Origin of the sequence: Leifsonia sp. EB41 (assembly GCF_041262565.1) — a bacterium.
GTDB lineage: Bacteria > Actinomycetota > Actinomycetes > Actinomycetales > Microbacteriaceae > Leifsonia.
In genome coordinates, this window is sequence record NZ_JBGCCJ010000001.1 from 2166634 (window position 1) to 2182744 (window position 16111).

The window sequence follows — 16111 nt, forward strand, 5'->3', positions numbered from 1 at the left end:
GGCCGCGTCAGTTCGACGACGAGGGGTTCATCGCGTTGATCTGCTGGGTCAGGTAGTTCTGCTCGTTCTGGAGCTGGCCGAGGGTCGTCACGAGGGCCGTGTACTGCGCGGTCAGCAGCTTGCGTTTGGCCGCGAGCATCGTCGTCCAGTTGCTCACGCCCGACTGGTCGTTGGAGATCTGGGTCTGCTGCGACGTGATGGAGGCGGTCACCGTGCCGGTCACCGGGTCGGAGGCCGTGGAGCTGACGGCCTGAACACGGGAGGCGATCGTCTGCACCGCGGCGATGGTCCCCGTGGGGTCGCTCGCGAGGGCGGCCTGGAACTTCGCGCTGTCGAACTTGATCGACCCGTCCGACTGGATCGCGATGCCGTAGGTGGCGGGGGAGACGGTGCCGCCGGGCCCGACCGGGGCGGACACCGCCGACTGCAGGTTGCGATAGACACCCTGGATGAGGAGGCTGCCCGTGAAGGTCCCCGCGGTCGTCGTGCTGGAGCCGTCCGTGTTCTGGGTCGTCGTGACGGCGGACTGCTGCGTGATGTACGAGAGCAGCGTGTTCACGCCGGAGACCAAAGAGGACGCGGTCGAGGTGATGCTGCCGCTGTCCATCGTGGAGGTGAGCGTCACCGGCGCGGCGGTGGGCTTCGCGACCGTGACGGTGACGCCCTGGACGAGGTTCGCGAAGGTGTCGGTGGACGACGAGACCGTCTGCGCCGCCGCGGTGCCCGGCCAGAGGGTGACCGTCGCGTCCTGCGCGGCGGTGACGGTGGCGGCGCCGGTCTGGGTGAGGAGGTTCGTGGCGGTGCCTGCCGTGTAGGCGGCGCTGGTGCCGGCGTAGACCTGGAAGGCCGCCGCCGCGCCGGTCTGCGTCGAGGTGAGCTGGAGCCGGTACTGCGGGTTGCCGGAGGCGTCGGTGCCCGAGGCGACCTGCGCGGCCGTGACACCGGCTCCGGCGGCGTTGATGGCGGTGACCACGTCCGAGATGCTCGAGGACGCGGCCGTGATGTCGTGCGCGGCGCCCGTCGAGTCGACGATCGTGATGGCGCCGCTCGCGTCCGGCCAGGTCGTCATGACGCCGGTGACGGACACCTGCGCCTGCGCCACCTGGTTCACCTGCATCGAGAAGGACGTCGGCGACGCCGCGGTGGTCGCGGTGGCCATGACGGACGAATCCGTGCTCGCGACGGTGAGGAGGTTGAGGCCGTTCGTGGCCGCGGCTCCCGTCGCGCTCGTCTGGAGCGCCTGAAGCGTCACGTTGAGGTTCTGGAAGGCCGAGAGGGCGGTCTGCTCGGTCTTGACCTTGGCCTGGAGCTGGGTCTGCGGAATGGACTCCGCGGTCATCAGCGCGTTCACGATGGCCGTGGGGTCGAGGTTGTTGACCAGGTTGGAGACCGTGACCTGGCCGTTGCTGCCCACGGTGAGGGAGGGCAGCGAGATCGTTCCTACAGAGCTCATCCGAATTCCTCCTCCGATCCGCGATCAGGCAACTGGGGTGCGGGCGGCGACTGAACCCGAATCAGTCGCCGCCCGCCAGAGGGTGTCAGCCCTGGAGCAGCTTGAGGATGAGCTGGCTCTGCTGGTTGGCCTGCGAGAGCATCGCGGTGCCGGCCTGCATGAGCACGTTCTCCTTGCTGTACTTCGCCATCTCGGACGCCATGTCGGTGTCCGCGATCTGCGAGTTGGCGGCGGTCAGGTTCTGCGAGTTGACCGCGATGGACTGCGCGGTCGCCGTCAGCACGTTCTGGGTCGCGCCGAGGGTGGCCTGAGCGGTCGAGACGGTCTGGATCTGGGCCTGGATCGCGGTGATCGAGGCCTGCGCGTCGGTCGCGTTGTCGAACTTCAGGGCGGCGACGGCCGTGCCGATGGTGCTGACGTTGGCGGGGCCGAGGTCGAGGGAGACCTTGTCCGCTGCGTTGGCGCCGGTCTGGAAGTTCAGCGCAGCAGCGCCGGTGGCCGAGCCGTCGAGCAGCTTGACGCCGTTGAAGTTCGTCGACGAGCCGATCGAGCTGAGCTGGGCGGCCAGAGCGGTGACCTGCGTCTGGATGTCCGTGCGCGAGGCGACGTTGTTCGTGTCGTTCGCGGCCTGGACGGCGAGGCTGTTGATCGTCTGCAGGATGTTGGACACCTGGGACAGCGCGCCGGAGGCGGTCTGGATCAGGTTGATGCCGCTGGCGGTGTTCTGCCCGGCCTGGTTGAGGCCGCCGATCTGCGCCTGCAGGCCCTGCGAGATCGCGAGGCCGGCCGGGTTGTCCGCAGCCGTGTTGAGCTGCGAGCCCGACGACAGCTTGTTCATGCTGCTCTGCAGAGCAGCCTGGTTGGAGTTGAGCGAGTTCGTGACCGAGAGAGCGCTCAGGTTGGTGTTGATGGTCATAGCCATGATGTTCGAATCCTCCGTGAGAGTGTGCAGAGCCGGTCCATCCGTGGGCCGACGAATGGACCTATCGGCAGCTCTGCCACGGATGTAAGCGCCCGATCGAAATGAGTTCCGTGTCCCCCGAAATGCTTACAAGCGCCCCGTTCCTGCCGATAGCGGAAGGTACGGCAGACAACGTGTGTGCCCTTTGCTATGGATGGCTGATGGGAGCGTGGAGCGCGGTGGGCGCCAACGAACTGTCGAACGAGCTCTGGCGTCAGAGAGAGCTCCTGGAGCTGCTGCTCTACAAATTCGAGGTCGAGCAGTTGCTCCTCGCCTCCGGCAAGGCCCGCTGGGTGCCGCACGCGACCCGCGAGGCGGAGGTCGTGATCGAGCGGCTGCGGACCGCGACGCTCTCGATGAGCGTCTCCGCGTCCGCCCTGGCGATCGAATGGAGCCTGCCCGCGGACACCCGGCTCCGCGAGCTCGCGGCCGGCGCCCCGGAAGGAGCCTGGCAGGGCATCTTCGCGGCCCACCTGGAGGCGCTCGTCACGCTGACCCGCGAGATCCGCACCGTCCGCGCCGGCAACGACCGCCTGCTGCGGAACGCCCTCCGCGCCGCCCAGGACACCTTCGACGCCGTCTCGGACGGCGCGTCGGTCTACACCTCCGACGGGACGACGGACCTGCCTTCTGCACGCGCCCGCCTCGTCGACGCGACCCTGTAGGAGACGACCGTGTCCGGCAACCTTCTCGGCTCCCTCAACACCGCCTTCTCCGGCCTCGCCGCCGCTCAGGCCGGCATCGAGGTCACCGGCGACAACATCGCCAACGCGACCACCCCCGGCTACGTCCGCCAGCAGGTCGACCTGGAGGCCGTCGGCGGCCCCGCCCAGGTCGGCCCCTTCGCGCAGGCGGCCACCGCCGGCCAGGGCGTGCGCGTTGCCGGCATCGTCCAGCTCGGCTCGTCCCTGCTCGACGCCCAGGCCCGGTCCGCCGGCGCCGCCGCCGGCTACAGCGGCGTCACGGCCTCGGGGCTGAGCGCGCTCGAGTCGACGCTCGGCGAGCCGAGCGGCGACGCCATCTCCGGCTCGCTCTCGAAGTTCTGGTCGTCCTGGCAGGACGTCTCCAACCAGCCGGGCGCGCCCGCCCCTGTCGCCGCCCTGCTCGGCAAGGCGGGCTCCCTGGTCGGGCAGATCGCCACCGCCTACCGGTCGGTGCAGTCGCAGTGGTCGCAGACCCAGCAGGATCTGGCGAACACGGCGGCGCAGGTGAACTCCGACGCGTCCAAGGTCGCCCAGCTCAACGGGCAGATCCGCTCGGTGGCCGCCTCGGGCGGCGACGTCAACGCGCTCATCACCCAGCGCAGCAACATCCTGACCGAGCTCGCCTCGCTCTCCGGCGCGTCCGTCGTGAACAACGCGGACCAGACCGTGACCGTGAGCATCGGCGGGGCGAACCTGGTGCAGGGCACCATCGCCCGGTCCCTGTCGGTCACCGGATCGACCACTCTGGAGGGCGCCGCAGGGTCGCCGGCCGGAGTGCAGTGGTCCGACGGCGCCGGCCCGGTCTCGCTCAACTCCGGCAAGCTCGCCGGCGACCTCTCGCTCCTTGCGCCCGCGACCGCCACCGGCAATGGCGGCGCGATCGCGGAGACCGCGGCGAAGCTCAACAGCCTCGCGACCTCCCTCGCCCAGCAGGTGAACGCCGTCAGCGTCACCGGGACGACCTCCACCGGCGCCACGAACGTCGCGTTCTTCGGGATGTCGGCGACCGGCCCGGCGGCGCTCGGCCTGAGCGTGCTCCCGACCGACGCCTCCGGTGTCGCCGTCGCCGCAGCCGGCGCAGGCGCGGCGGACGGGTCGATCGCGGACGCGATCGGGCAGCTCGGCACCGGCGCGGGCTCGCCCGACGTCGCCTGGTCGACGGGCGTCATCGCGCTCGGCACCGCGACCAGCAACGCGACGCAGCAGTCCACCCTCGATCAGAGCGCCCAGGCCGCCGCGACGGGCGCGCAGTCCTCGCAGGAGTCGGTCAGCCTCGACGAGGAGAACATGAACCTGATCGCGTACCAGCACGCCTACCAGGGCTCTGCGCGCGTCATGACCGCACTCGACTCCATCCTCGATCAGCTCATCAACCACACCGGACTCGTCGGATTGGGATAGGCCGAACATGTCATTCCGTGTCACCGAGTCGACGCAGCTCGCGTCGGCCCAGCGCAATCTCCAGCTCAGCGCCCAGCGGCTCAACCAGCTCGACCAGCAGGTCGCCAGCGGGCTCGCGATCAGCAAGACCTCCGACGACCCCGCGGGCGCCGCGACCCTGCTCGACCTGCAACGGCAGCTCGCGCAGAACACGCAGTACCAGCGGAACGCCGGCGACGGGACGGCCTGGCTCGCGACCGCGGGCACGGCCCTCACCTCGATGAACGACACCCTCAACCAGGTGCGCGACCTGACGGTGCAGGCCGCGAACACGGCCACCCAGACCCCGAGCTCGCGCACGGCCATCGCCACCCAGCTGCAGTCGCTGAAGCAGACGCTGCTCACTCTGGCGAACACGCAGTACCAGGGCCGCAGCGTCTTCGCCGGCACCTCCGACGCAGGCAGCGCGTTCAACGCCGACTACACCTTCAACGGGACGGCCGGCTCGTCGGTGAACCGGCGCGTGGGCACGGACACGACCGTCCGGGTCGACGTCGACGGGTCGTCGGTGCTCGGCGCCGGGGCGACCTCGGTCTTCGCGCTGATCGACTCGATCGCCAGCGCCGTGAGCAGCGGAGGGAACGTGGGCGGGCAGCTCACCGCGATCGACGCCGTCGCCGCGAACATCCGGGGCGCCGAGGCGACCGTCGGCAGCGCACAGAACCAGCTCACCGGCGCGACCTCGGCGCTCACCACGCAGGCCACGACGCTGCAGACCACGCAGAACGGAATCCAGAACGTGGACGCCGCGCATGCCATCCTGAAGATGCAGACGCAGCAGGTCGCCTACCAGACCGCCCTGGCCGTCACAGCCAAAAGCATCCAGCCGACCTTGATGGACTACCTCAGATGACAGTGCAGATCAGCTTCCAGGAACCGCTCGCCGGCCTCGGGTCGTTCACCGAGTACGACTTCGCCCCGCTCGACGGCGCCCGCGACACCTACACCCTCCGGGCGAGCGCGCAGCCGGCGATCCGGCTGTTCCTGGTAGACGCGGCCGCCTACCTGCCGGACTTCGTGGGGGAGCTCGACCGGCCGGCCGACGGGGAGCCGGGTGTCTTCCTGGTCGTGACGCCGCACGCCGACGGAATCACCGCCAACCTCCTCGCGCCCATCTTCATCGACCCGGTCACGCGCACCGGCGCGCAGGTGATCGCCACGGACGACCTCGACCGGGTGCAGGTGCCGCTGCGCCGGACGGCCTGACAGACCCTCGGTTCACGCCGGGACGGCAAGTAGTGTGTACGCAACGCGGGCTACGGTCCGCACACCCGAGTGCGCTTCACGAATGGAACAGCCGATGACGACGAACGAGGCCAACGAGCTGACGGCCCAGCTCTGGCGGCAGCGGGAGCTCCTGGAGATGCTGCTGTTCAAGTACGAGGAGGAGCGGCTGCTGCGCACGGCCGGGATGACCCGCTGGCTCGCGCACGCCTCCCGCGAGATCGACGTCGTGACCGCGCGGCTCAGCAAATCCAGCCTCTCGACCGCCGTCGCGATCTCGAGCCTCGGCGAGTCCTGGGGGCTGACGCACGGCGCCCTCCTGCGCGACCTCGCCGAGGGCGCGCCGAGCCCGATGTGGGCGGAGATCTTCACCGACCATCTGCGCGCCCTGGTCGAGGTCATCACCGAGATCCGCGAGGTGCGGGCGCAGACGACCGCGACCTACCGCTCGAACGGTGAGATCGACCACACCGAGCAGAGCGCGCGGCTGATCGACACGGTCCTCTGACGATCGGTCAGGCGGTGACCCGCTGGGTGACCGAAGCCGGGTGCGCGGTGAACTCCGCGAGCTTGGCGAGGTAGGCCGACCGCTTCGTGCGGGGGTTCCTGTCGGGCATCGGGAGCACGCCGGCGTCCCGGTCGAAGTGCAGGAGCCAGCCCTCGTGCAGCAGCTTCATCGCCTCGCTCCGGGCCAGCGACACGGCCGCGTGCGTGACGCCGAGCTCGGCGGCCACGTCCTTGACCTGCCGGTCCTCGAAGAAGAGGCGGGTGACGATCAGGTGCAGCCGCTCGGGGAGGGCCTCGACGGCCGCCCGCAGGAACGTCTCGCGCTCCGACGTCTCCGCCGACTCCTCCGGGCCGAGGATCGCCGAGACCAGCTCCTCGGAGCGCTCCTCGATCGCGACCGGTCCGGTCGCGGACTCGCGGAGGGTGGCGACGACCGTCGCGCGGTCGACGCCGAGGGAGACGGCCATCTCGTCGATGGTGGGCGTCCGGCCGAGCGTCTGGTAGAGCCCGTCCCGGATCGCCAGCGTCTCCTTGATCGTCTTGCGGGTGCCGCGGGAGACCCAGTCCTGCGAGCGCAGCTCGTCCGCCAGCGCACCGGAGATGCGGGTGCGGGCGTAGGCGCCGAATGGCACGCCGCGGTCGGGGTCGAAGGAGCGGGACGCCTGGAACAGGGCGAACTGGCCTGCGGAGGCCAGCTCATCCCTGTCGAGATGCGTGCCGCGGTTGCACAGGTCGGAGACGATGTAGCCGACGAGCGGCAGGTGCTCGATGACGAGCTGATCGCGCGAGTGTGTGTTCACGTGTTCCTCTGTCGTTCGCGGTCTTAGGGCAGGACCACGGCGGGTTTCGGTGGGTGTAAATCACGCTCGGGTGCGCAGTTCACCTCTGCGCCCGATTAGGGGTAGACGCTTCGGCACTCTTGAAATTAGCGGGCTGACCAGCATCCTGTAACGACCCAAGTCGGGTGACAAATGAATGCATTGCATTCGCGGAGCCATCCGCTATGCTCCGGCGGTCAGCCCGCAGCGGTCTTCGCCGGGCAGGGCGCCGCGGCCTTCATGGCGGCCGTGGCCTGGTCCTCCGACCAGGGCAGCGTCGCCACGACCTTCGCGCCCTTCTGCACCGCGGGCACCTTGGACGCGATCGACGCCAGCCGCTCGGCCAGCGCCTGCGCGAACCCCGCGCCCGGCGTCGAGTCGTTGAGCGCCACGACGACGGTCAGCCCCGACGACGGGTCGGCGTACGCCGCCGACAGGTAACCGGGGACCGCCCCCGACGCGCCGCGGAGCGGCCCGACGACCTGCATGCCGAGTCCGTAGCCCAGCCAGGACGCGCCCGCGCCGACCGTCTTCGCCTGCGCGTCCGCCGAGCTGCTGCTCAGCAGCGAGCCGCTGGCGAGCGCCTGCGCGAACACCTTGAGGTCCGTGACGTTCGAGACCACCCCCGCCGCCGTCCAGCCCAGCGACGGCGACAGCGCGGTGATGTCCTGCGGCTTGGCGCACACCGGAGCGCCGGTGGCGTCGAGCGGGGCCACGTAGCCCGCGGGATGCGGGCCGGGCACGGTGAAGACGCCGTCGTCGGGGAGGACGCTCGCCGACATCCCGAGCCGGCCGAACACGTAGCTCTGGTAGAGCTGCTCCCAGTTGCGGCCGGCCGCGTTCTGCAGCGCCATCCCGAGCAGCAGCGCGTTCGTCTGCGACGGGCTGTACTTCTCGCCCGGGTTCCCGGTGCGCGCCATCGCGACGCCGTCGCTCACGAGCTCGAGCGGCGGCCAGTAGCGCTGCGGGTTGGCCAGGAACTCGCGGTGCAGGACCGACGCGTAGTCGCCGAAGCCGGAGGTGTCCTGGCACAGCTCGCGCAGGGTCACCCCGCCGACGCCCACGAGGCCCGGAATCCACTGCGCGACCGGGTCGTCGAGCTCCACCGTGCCCTCGTCGACCAGTTCGAGGAGCACTGTGCACGTCATCGCGGTGGTGAGCTGGCCCGCGCGGAACGTCATGGCGGGGGTGACCGGCACGGACCCGCCGCGGGTCGTGGTCCCGATCGCGGTCGTCCAGCTGCCCGCCCACGGCGCCCAGACTCCGACGAGGGCGGCCGACCCTCCGGAGAGCTGGATCGCGTCCGTCACCGCTGTGGTGAGCTGCGTCACCGTGGCGGCCGGGAGGGCGCCCGGCTGCTGCGGCGGGAAGTCGGGGTTCGCACCGGTGTTGCCGCACGCGGCGAGGGTGAAGGCGAGCGTGGCGGCGAACGCCGCGAGAACGATTCTGCGGAGACTTCTCCCTCGTCCCATCGCATCCCCCCGACGCTCCTGTGGCAGCGATTGTAGCGTGCGGCGACGCCCGCGCGGAGTCCCCCCGGACCGTGTCCAATCCGATCCGCTCACTGCGCCGAATTCCTGGATGAGGCGCGCACGCCGCGCGCCGTCTTCCAAGGAGGAACGACACATGCGCACATCACCGAACCGCCTCGTCGCCACCATTTTCGGCGCCGTCTACCTGCTCGTCGGCCTGCTCGGCTTCGCCTTCACCGGCGGCGTCGGCTTCGTCGCCACCCAGGGTGGCCTGATCCTCGGCATCTTCGAGGTCAACCCGCTGCACAACATCGCCCACCTGCTCATCGGCGCGGCGCTGCTCATCGCCGGCCTCACCAGGGCAGCCGCGGCGAAGGCCGTCAACACCACCGTCGGAGCCGTCTACCTGCTCCTGGGCATCGTCGGCTTCTTCCTGGTCGGGACCGGGGCGAACATCCTCGCCCTGAACACCCCCGACCACTTCCTCCACTTGGTGAGCGCCATCGTGCTCCTCGGTGTCGGTCTCGGCGCCGAGCGGACTGTGCGCTCCTCTTCGGTCGCCGCCTGACCGACCAGGCCACGGCGCTTCCCATGAGCAGGATGAAGGGGTCAGCCCCGGTCGCCCCGGCGACCAGGGCCTTCCTCGCCGTGGCCGCGCTGGGGGCCGGGCTGCTACACGCCGCCCTCGCCCCCAGCGCACCCCTCCCGCTGCTCGCGCTCTTCGTGGCGGTCGCCGCCGCGGAGCTGACCTGGGCAGTCCTCACGCTGGCCCGCGAGCGACCTCCCCTGTTCGGCCTGATCCCGGCACTGGCGCTGGCGCCGCTCGGGATCTGGGCCGCGCTCGCCACGGCCGGCGCCACGGCGACGTCGGGCACGGTGCTCACGCTCCCTCTCCTGCCGATGGGCGCGGCATCGCTGCTCGACGTCGCTGTTGCGGCGGTCGCCGCGGTCATCCTGCGGCGCGGCCGGCCTGCGCGTCACGCGAACAGCGCGCTGCGGTTCGTCTCGGCGCTCCTGGTCAGCGCGTGCGCGGTCTGTGCGGTGACCATTCCCGCTCTCGGCGCCACCGACGCCGGTGTCGCAGCGGTGACGGTGCACCACCACCACTGAGTGCGGGCTCGGCTCAGCTCCGGCGGCTCAGCGCGAACGACGCGTTCCCGAACCGCACGATCGACCCGGGATCGACCTCGTGCCGCGTGTTCGGGTCGCACGCGAAGGTGCCCTCGCCCGGGTAGGTGATCGTCGTCCCGTTGGCGGAGCCGAGGTCCATCACCCAGAAGACCCCGTCGTACTGCCCGAACGCGAGGTGCGCGCGGGAGACCGACTTGGCGTCGTCCGCCACCGTCACCAGCTCGACGTTCGCAGGGTCGTCGAACTCGGTGCCCGGCGTGTGGGATGCCGGATTGCGCCCGATCACGCCGTTGCCCGCCGTCTCGACGTGCTGCCCGTCGCTCAGATCCAGTGCGAACATGACCGCCATCGGCGTCTCCTCTCCTCGGCGCACCCGAAAGCGCCCCGCCCAGCATGCCATGACCCGGGCCGCGCTCCCTAGGGATCAGGCCGGAGCCCGGTCACTCCGCCGCGATCGGCACCCGCATCGACCGGGCGTCGCGCATGAAGCGCTCCACGTCCGGGTCCACTGTGATGTCGCTCGGGCGCAGCGGACGGGTCAGGTAGAGACCCTCCAGGCTGGTGATCCGGCTCAGCGCGACGTACGTCTGGCCCGAGGTGAACGCACGCGCACCGAGGTCCACGATCGCCGCGTCGTACGTCTTGCCCTGCGACTTGTGGATGGTGACCGCCCACGCGAGCCGCAGCGGGAACTGCGTGAAGTCGGCGACCACGTCCTTGGTGAGCTTCTTGGTCTCGGGGGAGTAGCTGTACCGGTACTTCTCCCAGATCGCCGGCTCGACCTCGTGCACCTGGCCGTCGACGTCCACGTAGACGTTGGAGTCGATGCGGGTGACGGTGCCGATGGTGCCGTTCACCCAGCGCGGTCCGTCGCCCTGTCCGACGTCGTTGCGCAGGAACATCACCTGCGCGCCGACCTTCAGCTCCAGCACCTCGTCGGCCGGGTAGTTGCGGCCGCCGAAGTCGCCGCTCACCTCGGCCTTCGCCGTCAGCGGCCGGCCGGGCAGCTGCTCCAGGGCCTGCGCGTTGATGCGGTTCACCGTGTCGTTGCGCGTCGCGAGCGTGATCGTGCCGTCCCGCGGCGCCGGGCGCGCGCCGACCTCGTTCAGCCGGTCGGCGATCTCCTTCGTCACCTGCCCGTGCCGGACCGCGTTGAGCATGTAGCGGAAGTCGGACTCGTGCTGCCGGTGCACCTGCAGCAGCTCGACGATCTGGAGGTCGGCCTCCCGCCACACCTTCGCGTCGAAGAACCACATCGAGCGGTAGGTGTCGGCGAAGTACGCGCGCTCCTCGTGGTCGCCCGGCACGGGCGCGAGCTGGTACGGGTCGCCGAACAGCACGATCTGGACGCCGCCGAACACCTCCTTCGGCCGCTGCCTGGCCTGACGGAGACTGCGGTCGACCGCGTCCATCAGGTCGGCGTTCACCATCGAGACCTCGTCGATCACCAGGGTGTCGATGCTGTTCAGCAGCTTGCGCAGCTCACTGGTCTGATCGATGTCGTGGTCGGCGATGACCCCGATCGGCAGCTTGAACAGCGAGTGGATGGTCTGCCCGCCGACGTTCAGCGCGGCGACCCCGGTCGGCGCGGCGATGACGATCGACTTCTCGGTGTTCCACGACAGGTGGTTGAGCAGCGTGGACTTGCCGGTTCCGGCCCTGCCCGTCACGAACACATGGTCCCGCGTGTGCTCGATCAGCTCGAACACCGCCCGCTGCTCGGGCGAGAGCGAGAGTCCGCCCATCCGGATCCCTTCCCTCGCGCGACCTGCCGAACTACTCTAACCCCGCGCGCAGCGCCAGGGCGGCTTATCCACAGGCCCATAGGATGGCAGCTATGGGTGGGGACGGCAGGGTCGGCGGACTCCGGCCGGTGCTGCTCTGGGCCGGCGTCGGCGTCCTCCTGGTCGCCGCGTTCCTCGCCGCGCTCGGCGCCGTCCAGCGGACCTTCTACAGCCCGGAGGGGTTCGTCTCCGCCTACGTCGGCGCGCTCGCCTCGCACGACCTGACCAGCGCGCTCGCCATGCCGGGCGCGGCGCCGACGAAGCAGGCCCTGGCCGCCGCCGGACTCCCGGCGGACGCCTCCGCCGAGCTGCTGCGCTCGGACCTGCTCCCGGACTACACCGACACCCGCGTCGTCTCCGACACGGCCGGCCCGGGCGGCCGCCGCACGGTCACGGTGCACGTCGTCGCGGACGGCCACCCGGTCGTCGCCGCGTTCGAGCTCCGCCAGACCGGCGCCATCCTCGGCCTCCTGCCGACCTGGGAGTTCGCGCGCACGCCCGTCGGTGTCGCGCACATCACCGTCGCGCATGCGCAGACCTTCACCGTCGGCAGCCATACGGTGAGCCCGCGGGCCGCCGCCCCGTCGCAGCCGGCGACCGCGTTCAGCGTGAGTGCCGGGTATCTGGTCCCCGCGCCGTCGCTCTACGTCCTGGGCCACTCCGACAGGTACACGCATGCCGCGCCGGTCAACGTGGCGACCGCCCCGGCCGCCACGGTGGCGGCGACGGTCGACGCACAGCCGAACGACGCCTTCACTGCGGCAGTGCAGAAGGAGCTGAACGGCTTCCTCGACGAGTGCGCCAAGCAGCAGGTCCTGCAGCCGGCCGGCTGCCCCTTCGGCGTGGTGATCGACGACCGCGTGCAGGGTGCGCCCACCTGGAAGATGACGCAGTACCCCGCCGTACACCTCGTCCCGGGCGACGCCTCGTGGACGATGTCGCAGGCGGTCGGGATCGCGCACCTCTCCGTGACGGTGCAGTCCATCTTCGACGGCAGCATCGAACATAGGGAGTCCGACGAGAAGTTCGCCGTCTCGCTGACCAGCGTCGTCATCCGCCCGGACGGATCCCTCGACATCGTCGTGGGTGAGTAGCGGCTACCGCTGCACCGTGCCGTCGCGCGCCGCCAGCCGGGCGAGCTGCTCGTTGTACGCCCTCAGCTCCGCGTCGTTCGTGCGGTCGGCGTTCCTGTCCTGCCGCCTCGAATCGCGCTCGTCGCTGCGGCTCCACTGGATGGCCACCACGATCGCCAGGATGACCGTCGGGATCTCGCCGATGCTCCACGCGATCCCGCCGCCCGTCTGCTGGTCGACCAGCGGCGTCGCGCCCCAGGTCCGGCCCATCGCGCCGAACCAGTCGGCCAGCAGGAGACCGTGCATCTGCATGATGGACAGCCCGAAGAACGCGTGGAACGCCATCGTGCCGAGCAGCAGCAGCAACCGGAACGGGTACGGGAGCCGGTACTTGACCGGGTCGATGCCGATCAGCGACTGCACGAACAAATAGCCCGTGATCACGAAGTGCACGACCATCCACTCGTGCCCGATGTGGTCGGTCGTCGCCCAGCGGATGAGCGGCGTGTAGTAGAACGCCCACAGCGACCCGGCGAACAGTCCGGCCGCGACGAGCGGATGCGAGATGATCCCTGCGAACCGGGAGTGCACCGCGAGCAGGATCCACTCGCGGCCGCCGCGCGTGCCGTCCTGACGCTTGCGGATCGCCCGGACGGCCAGCGTCACCGGGGCCCCGGGCACCAGCAGCAGCGGGACCGCCATCGTCAGGACCATGTGCGCCGACATGTGCGCCGAGAACAGGTACTTCTCGTAGACGTTCACACCGCCGTTGGTGATGTAGAAGAGCAGGACGATGCCGAGCGTCCAGAGCACCGTCCGGTAGACCGGCCACTTGTCGCCGCGCTTGTGGAGCCTCCACACGCCGGCCAGGTAGAAGAACAGCGCGAAGCCGCAGGCGAGCACCCAGAGCAGGTCGAAGTTCCACGTCGTGAAGAGCCGGCCCCAGGTGAGCTCCGGCGGGAGCTTCTCGCCGGTGAGGATCTCCGCGGGCGTCGGCACCGCGGCCCGGGTCTGCGGAACCGGCGTCACGGTGCGGGCGAGCGCCGCCGCCACACCAGAGGCGATGCCCATGAAGGCCAGCTCGGCGGTGACGATCCACCAGAACGTCCGGCCCTCGCCCAGCCGCTTCAGCCGTTCGATGAGGACGCGGCGCTGCATGAGCCCGAACAGCCCGAGGACGCCGAGCGCAGCGACCTTGACGAGCACCAGGATGCCGTACGGCGTCGCCAGCTCGGCCAGCGTCCCGACGCGCAGCTCGGCGTTCACGTACCCCGACAGGGCCACCACGATGAAGCAGATGAGCGCGATGCTGGAGTACCGCTCCAGCACCGTCACCAGCCGGCCGCCGCCCAGCGTGCGCTTGATGACGATGAGCGTCAGGAGGCCGCCCAGCCAGATCGCGGCGAACAGCACGTGCAGCCCGAAGGAGGTCACCGCGGCGTCGTGGCCTGCGGCTTCCGAGCTGTGCCCCTGCTGCGCCATCGGCACGACCGCGGCCATTGCGAGCAGCGTGACGAAGACGATCGCCGTCTGGTTGCGGACGGCGAAGCAGAGCACCGTGACGGCGGCGGCGATCAGCGTGATGCCGAGCCAGGCCTGACCGAGCGACACGCTGGTGATGAACGAGCTCAGCCCGTTGGTGAAGGTCTGGTCGAACGACCACGGCACGTTGGCGACGCTGACGAATGTGAACAGCCCGGTCACGGCGGAGGCCACCGTCATGATCGCGGCGCAGGCCGCGGCGAAGTCGAGGGCCGTGCCGTACTCGTCCCTGTCCGCCTTGAACGCGAAGCAGGCCAGGACCAGCGCGCCGACCGTCCCCGAGAGGCTGAGGTTGACGACGAGCGTCGAGATCGGGAGTCCCCAGCGCACCAGCGCGCCGGGGTCGAGCAGCAGGGGCGCGGCGGCCCCTCCGCCGAAGGCGAGAGCCGCGACGACCGACAGCAGAGCGGCCGCCAGGAGCACGGCGGGACCGATCACGCGGAGAAGTCTGGGCACCCGTCAAGCCTACGTCTCCGCTGCTGTGCGCCCGCCCACAGCACGGGGGCGCAGATCCCTGTCGGCACAACGGAACGGGGGCGGCGTCGCAGTCGCGACGCCGCCCCCGTGGAGCCTGTTCAGGCTGTTACTTGACGGCAGCCTTGAGCTTGGAGCCCGCGGTCAGCTTGACGCGGTGGCCGGCCGGGATCGAGATCTCGGCGCCCGTCTGCGGGTTGCGGCCGGTGCGAGCGGCGGTCTCGGTGCGCTCGGCGGCGAGCCAGCCCGGGATGGTGACCTTGCCGCCACCCTTGACGGTCTCGCTGATCGTGGCGAAGAACGCGTCGACGACGCTCGAGACGGTGGCCTGGCTCTGACCCGACGCCGCGGCGACGGCAGCAACGAGCTCGGTCTTGTTCAGGTTGTCAGCCATTGAGTGTCCTCCTCGGACCTTGTGCTGGTAGTTCAGCTGTCTTGTGGAACGGTTGAGGCCACAGTGGGCCATAACGTTTGGTCGGTTGACCGCCTCGAATGTATCAGAATCCCGCGGAATTACGCGGATTCTCGCGGATTTTTCGCCTGTTGACAGGGCGTGTCCAGCCCCGGGGACGACGAAGGGGCGCCCGGCGGATGCCGGACGCCCCTCCAAAGGGTGTCGTTCGCTGCTTCTCAGCAGCCGACGCTGGGAGTTACCAGCTCGACTTGGTGATGCCGGGCAGCTCGCCTCGGTGCGCCATGTCGCGGAAGCGGACACGCGAGATGCCGAACTTGCTGAGGTTTCCACGGGGACGGCCGTCCACCGCGTCGCGGTTGCGCACGCGGATGGGGGAGGCGTCACGGGGGAGCTTCTGGAGGCCCAGGCGGGCGGCCTCGCGGGACTCGTCGGTGCCGTTCGGGTCGACGAGCGCCTTCTTCAGCTCGGCACGCTTCGCGGCCCAGCGCTCGACGATGACCTTACGCTGCTCGTTCTTGGCGATCTTGGACGTCTTGGCCATGTTTAGCGCTCCTCTCGGAAGTCGACGTGCTTGCGCACGACAGGGTCGTACTTCTTGAGCACGAGGCGGTCGGGGTCGTTGCGACGGTTCTTCTTGGTCACGTAGGTGTAACCGGTGCCCGCCGTCGAACGGAGCTTGATGATCGGACGGATGTCCTGCTGCTTCGCCATTAGATCTTCTCCCCACGGGCCAGGAGGTCCTTGACCACGGACTCGATGCCGCGGGCGTCGATGACCTTGATACCCTTGGCGCTCAGCGTCAGGGTGACGTTACGACGAAGAGACGGGACGTAGTACGTCTTCTTCTGGATGTTCGGGTCGAACCGGCGCTTCGTGCGACGGTGCGAGTGCGAGATGTTGTGACCGAAGCCGGGAACGGCTCCAGTCACCTGGCACACTGCTGCCATTGCTTTCTTCTCCAATACCGTGATGCCTTCCGGCACCACCCAAGGTCACTTGTCGGCGCACGACTTCCCACGCATTCTCGTTGTGGGGTTTCGTACACGGCTAACGGAGTGGGAGGAGCCCACTCAGCCAAACATCTATGCTACGGCATGCGGGTAGATGCGGCCA

General features: G+C 69.8%; 19 protein-coding genes. 8 read left to right on the forward strand and 11 right to left on the reverse strand.

Going from position 1 to position 16111, the window contains the following annotated elements:
- Positions 1-7: 7 nt before the first annotated feature.
- Both fliD and ABH923_RS10685 read right to left on the reverse strand, forming a co-directional pair.
- A complete protein-coding gene (gene fliD, locus ABH923_RS10680) occupies positions 8-1453 on the reverse strand; it encodes a flagellar filament capping protein FliD (RefSeq protein ID WP_370055350.1) in 1446 nt (481 codons plus the stop codon).
- 85 nt (positions 1454-1538) lie between these two features.
- Positions 1539-2375 carry a flagellin gene (locus ABH923_RS10685; RefSeq protein WP_370055351.1) on the reverse strand — a complete coding sequence of 279 codons (837 nt, stop codon included), beginning with the start codon at positions 2373-2375 and terminating at the stop codon, positions 1539-1541.
- A 200-nt stretch (positions 2376-2575) separates the two neighbouring features.
- On the opposite strand from ABH923_RS10685, the gene flgN reads away from it, so the two are divergent.
- From flgN to ABH923_RS10710, 5 genes are all read left to right on the forward strand, one after another.
- Positions 2576-3079 carry a flagellar export chaperone FlgN gene (flgN, locus tag ABH923_RS10690; protein ID WP_370055352.1) on the forward strand — a complete coding sequence of 168 codons (504 nt, stop codon included), beginning with the start codon at positions 2576-2578 and terminating at the stop codon, positions 3077-3079.
- A gap of 9 nt (positions 3080-3088) precedes the next feature.
- A complete protein-coding gene (flgK, locus tag ABH923_RS10695) occupies positions 3089-4519 on the forward strand; it encodes a flagellar hook-associated protein FlgK (protein WP_370055353.1) in 1431 nt (476 codons plus the stop codon).
- Between the two features lie 7 nt (positions 4520-4526).
- On the forward strand, positions 4527-5411 hold the full coding sequence (gene flgL, locus ABH923_RS10700) for a flagellar hook-associated protein FlgL (RefSeq protein WP_370055354.1): 885 nt from the start codon (positions 4527-4529) through the stop codon (positions 5409-5411).
- On the forward strand, positions 5408-5764 hold the full coding sequence (locus ABH923_RS10705; RefSeq protein ID WP_370055355.1) for a flagellar assembly protein FliW: 357 nt from the start codon (positions 5408-5410) through the stop codon (positions 5762-5764). The genes flgL and ABH923_RS10705 overlap by 4 nt, the downstream gene beginning before the upstream one ends.
- 94 nt (positions 5765-5858) lie before the next feature.
- Complete coding sequence (locus tag ABH923_RS10710; protein ID WP_370055357.1) at positions 5859-6290, forward strand: flagellar protein FlgN; 432 nt, start codon at positions 5859-5861, stop codon at positions 6288-6290.
- A 7-nt stretch (positions 6291-6297) separates the two neighbouring features.
- Here ABH923_RS10710 and ABH923_RS10715 read toward each other — a convergent pair whose 3' ends face one another.
- Positions 6298-7089 carry a sigma-70 family RNA polymerase sigma factor gene (locus ABH923_RS10715; protein ID WP_370055358.1) on the reverse strand — a complete coding sequence of 264 codons (792 nt, stop codon included), beginning with the start codon at positions 7087-7089 and terminating at the stop codon, positions 6298-6300.
- Positions 7090-7304: 215 nt separating this feature from the next.
- On the reverse strand, positions 7305-8579 hold the full coding sequence (locus ABH923_RS10720; protein WP_370055359.1) for a serine hydrolase domain-containing protein: 1275 nt from the start codon (positions 8577-8579) through the stop codon (positions 7305-7307).
- Positions 8580-8733: 154 nt separating this feature from the next.
- Between ABH923_RS10720 and ABH923_RS10725 the strand changes: the two genes are divergently transcribed.
- Positions 8734-9147 (forward strand): DUF4383 domain-containing protein, encoded by a 414-nt coding sequence (locus ABH923_RS10725; RefSeq protein WP_370055360.1) that lies wholly within the window; start codon positions 8734-8736, stop codon positions 9145-9147.
- 23 nt (positions 9148-9170) lie between these two features.
- Positions 9171-9689 carry a hypothetical protein gene (locus ABH923_RS10730; RefSeq protein ID WP_370055361.1) on the forward strand — a complete coding sequence of 173 codons (519 nt, stop codon included), beginning with the start codon at positions 9171-9173 and terminating at the stop codon, positions 9687-9689.
- Positions 9690-9702: 13 nt separating this feature from the next.
- On the opposite strand, the gene ABH923_RS10735 is transcribed toward ABH923_RS10730, so the two are convergent.
- Both ABH923_RS10735 and ABH923_RS10740 read right to left on the reverse strand, forming a co-directional pair.
- Positions 9703-10059 (reverse strand): FHA domain-containing protein, encoded by a 357-nt coding sequence (locus ABH923_RS10735; RefSeq protein ID WP_370055362.1) that lies wholly within the window; start codon positions 10057-10059, stop codon positions 9703-9705.
- A gap of 91 nt (positions 10060-10150) precedes the next feature.
- Positions 10151-11455 (reverse strand): ATP-dependent RecD-like DNA helicase, encoded by a 1305-nt coding sequence (locus tag ABH923_RS10740; RefSeq protein ID WP_370055363.1) that lies wholly within the window; start codon positions 11453-11455, stop codon positions 10151-10153.
- Positions 11456-11547: 92 nt separating this feature from the next.
- On the opposite strand from ABH923_RS10740, the gene ABH923_RS10745 reads away from it, so the two are divergent.
- Positions 11548-12588, forward strand: a complete 1041-nt coding sequence (locus tag ABH923_RS10745; protein WP_370055364.1) for a hypothetical protein — start codon at positions 11548-11550, stop codon at positions 12586-12588.
- A gap of 3 nt (positions 12589-12591) precedes the next feature.
- Here ABH923_RS10745 and ABH923_RS10750 read toward each other — a convergent pair whose 3' ends face one another.
- The 5 genes from ABH923_RS10750 to rpmB form a co-directional block, all read right to left on the reverse strand.
- Positions 12592-14565 (reverse strand): cytochrome c oxidase assembly protein, encoded by a 1974-nt coding sequence (locus ABH923_RS10750; RefSeq protein WP_370055365.1) that lies wholly within the window; start codon positions 14563-14565, stop codon positions 12592-12594.
- A gap of 127 nt (positions 14566-14692) precedes the next feature.
- Positions 14693-14977: an HU family DNA-binding protein gene (locus tag ABH923_RS10755; RefSeq protein ID WP_308457987.1), complete on the reverse strand. Its 285-nt coding sequence runs from the start codon at positions 14975-14977 to the stop codon at positions 14693-14695.
- A gap of 256 nt (positions 14978-15233) precedes the next feature.
- The gene (gene rpsN, locus ABH923_RS10760; protein WP_370055366.1) at positions 15234-15539 is read right to left on the reverse strand and encodes a 30S ribosomal protein S14; all 306 of its coding nucleotides are present in this window, start codon (positions 15537-15539) and stop codon (positions 15234-15236) included.
- Between the two features lie 2 nt (positions 15540-15541).
- Positions 15542-15709, reverse strand: a complete 168-nt coding sequence (gene rpmG, locus ABH923_RS10765; protein WP_090039571.1) for a 50S ribosomal protein L33 — start codon at positions 15707-15709, stop codon at positions 15542-15544.
- The gene (gene rpmB / locus ABH923_RS10770) at positions 15709-15945 is read right to left on the reverse strand and encodes a 50S ribosomal protein L28 (RefSeq protein ID WP_018188988.1); all 237 of its coding nucleotides are present in this window, start codon (positions 15943-15945) and stop codon (positions 15709-15711) included. Before rpmB ends, rpmG begins: the two co-directional genes overlap by 1 nt.
- Between the last annotated feature and the right edge of the window lie 166 nt (positions 15946-16111).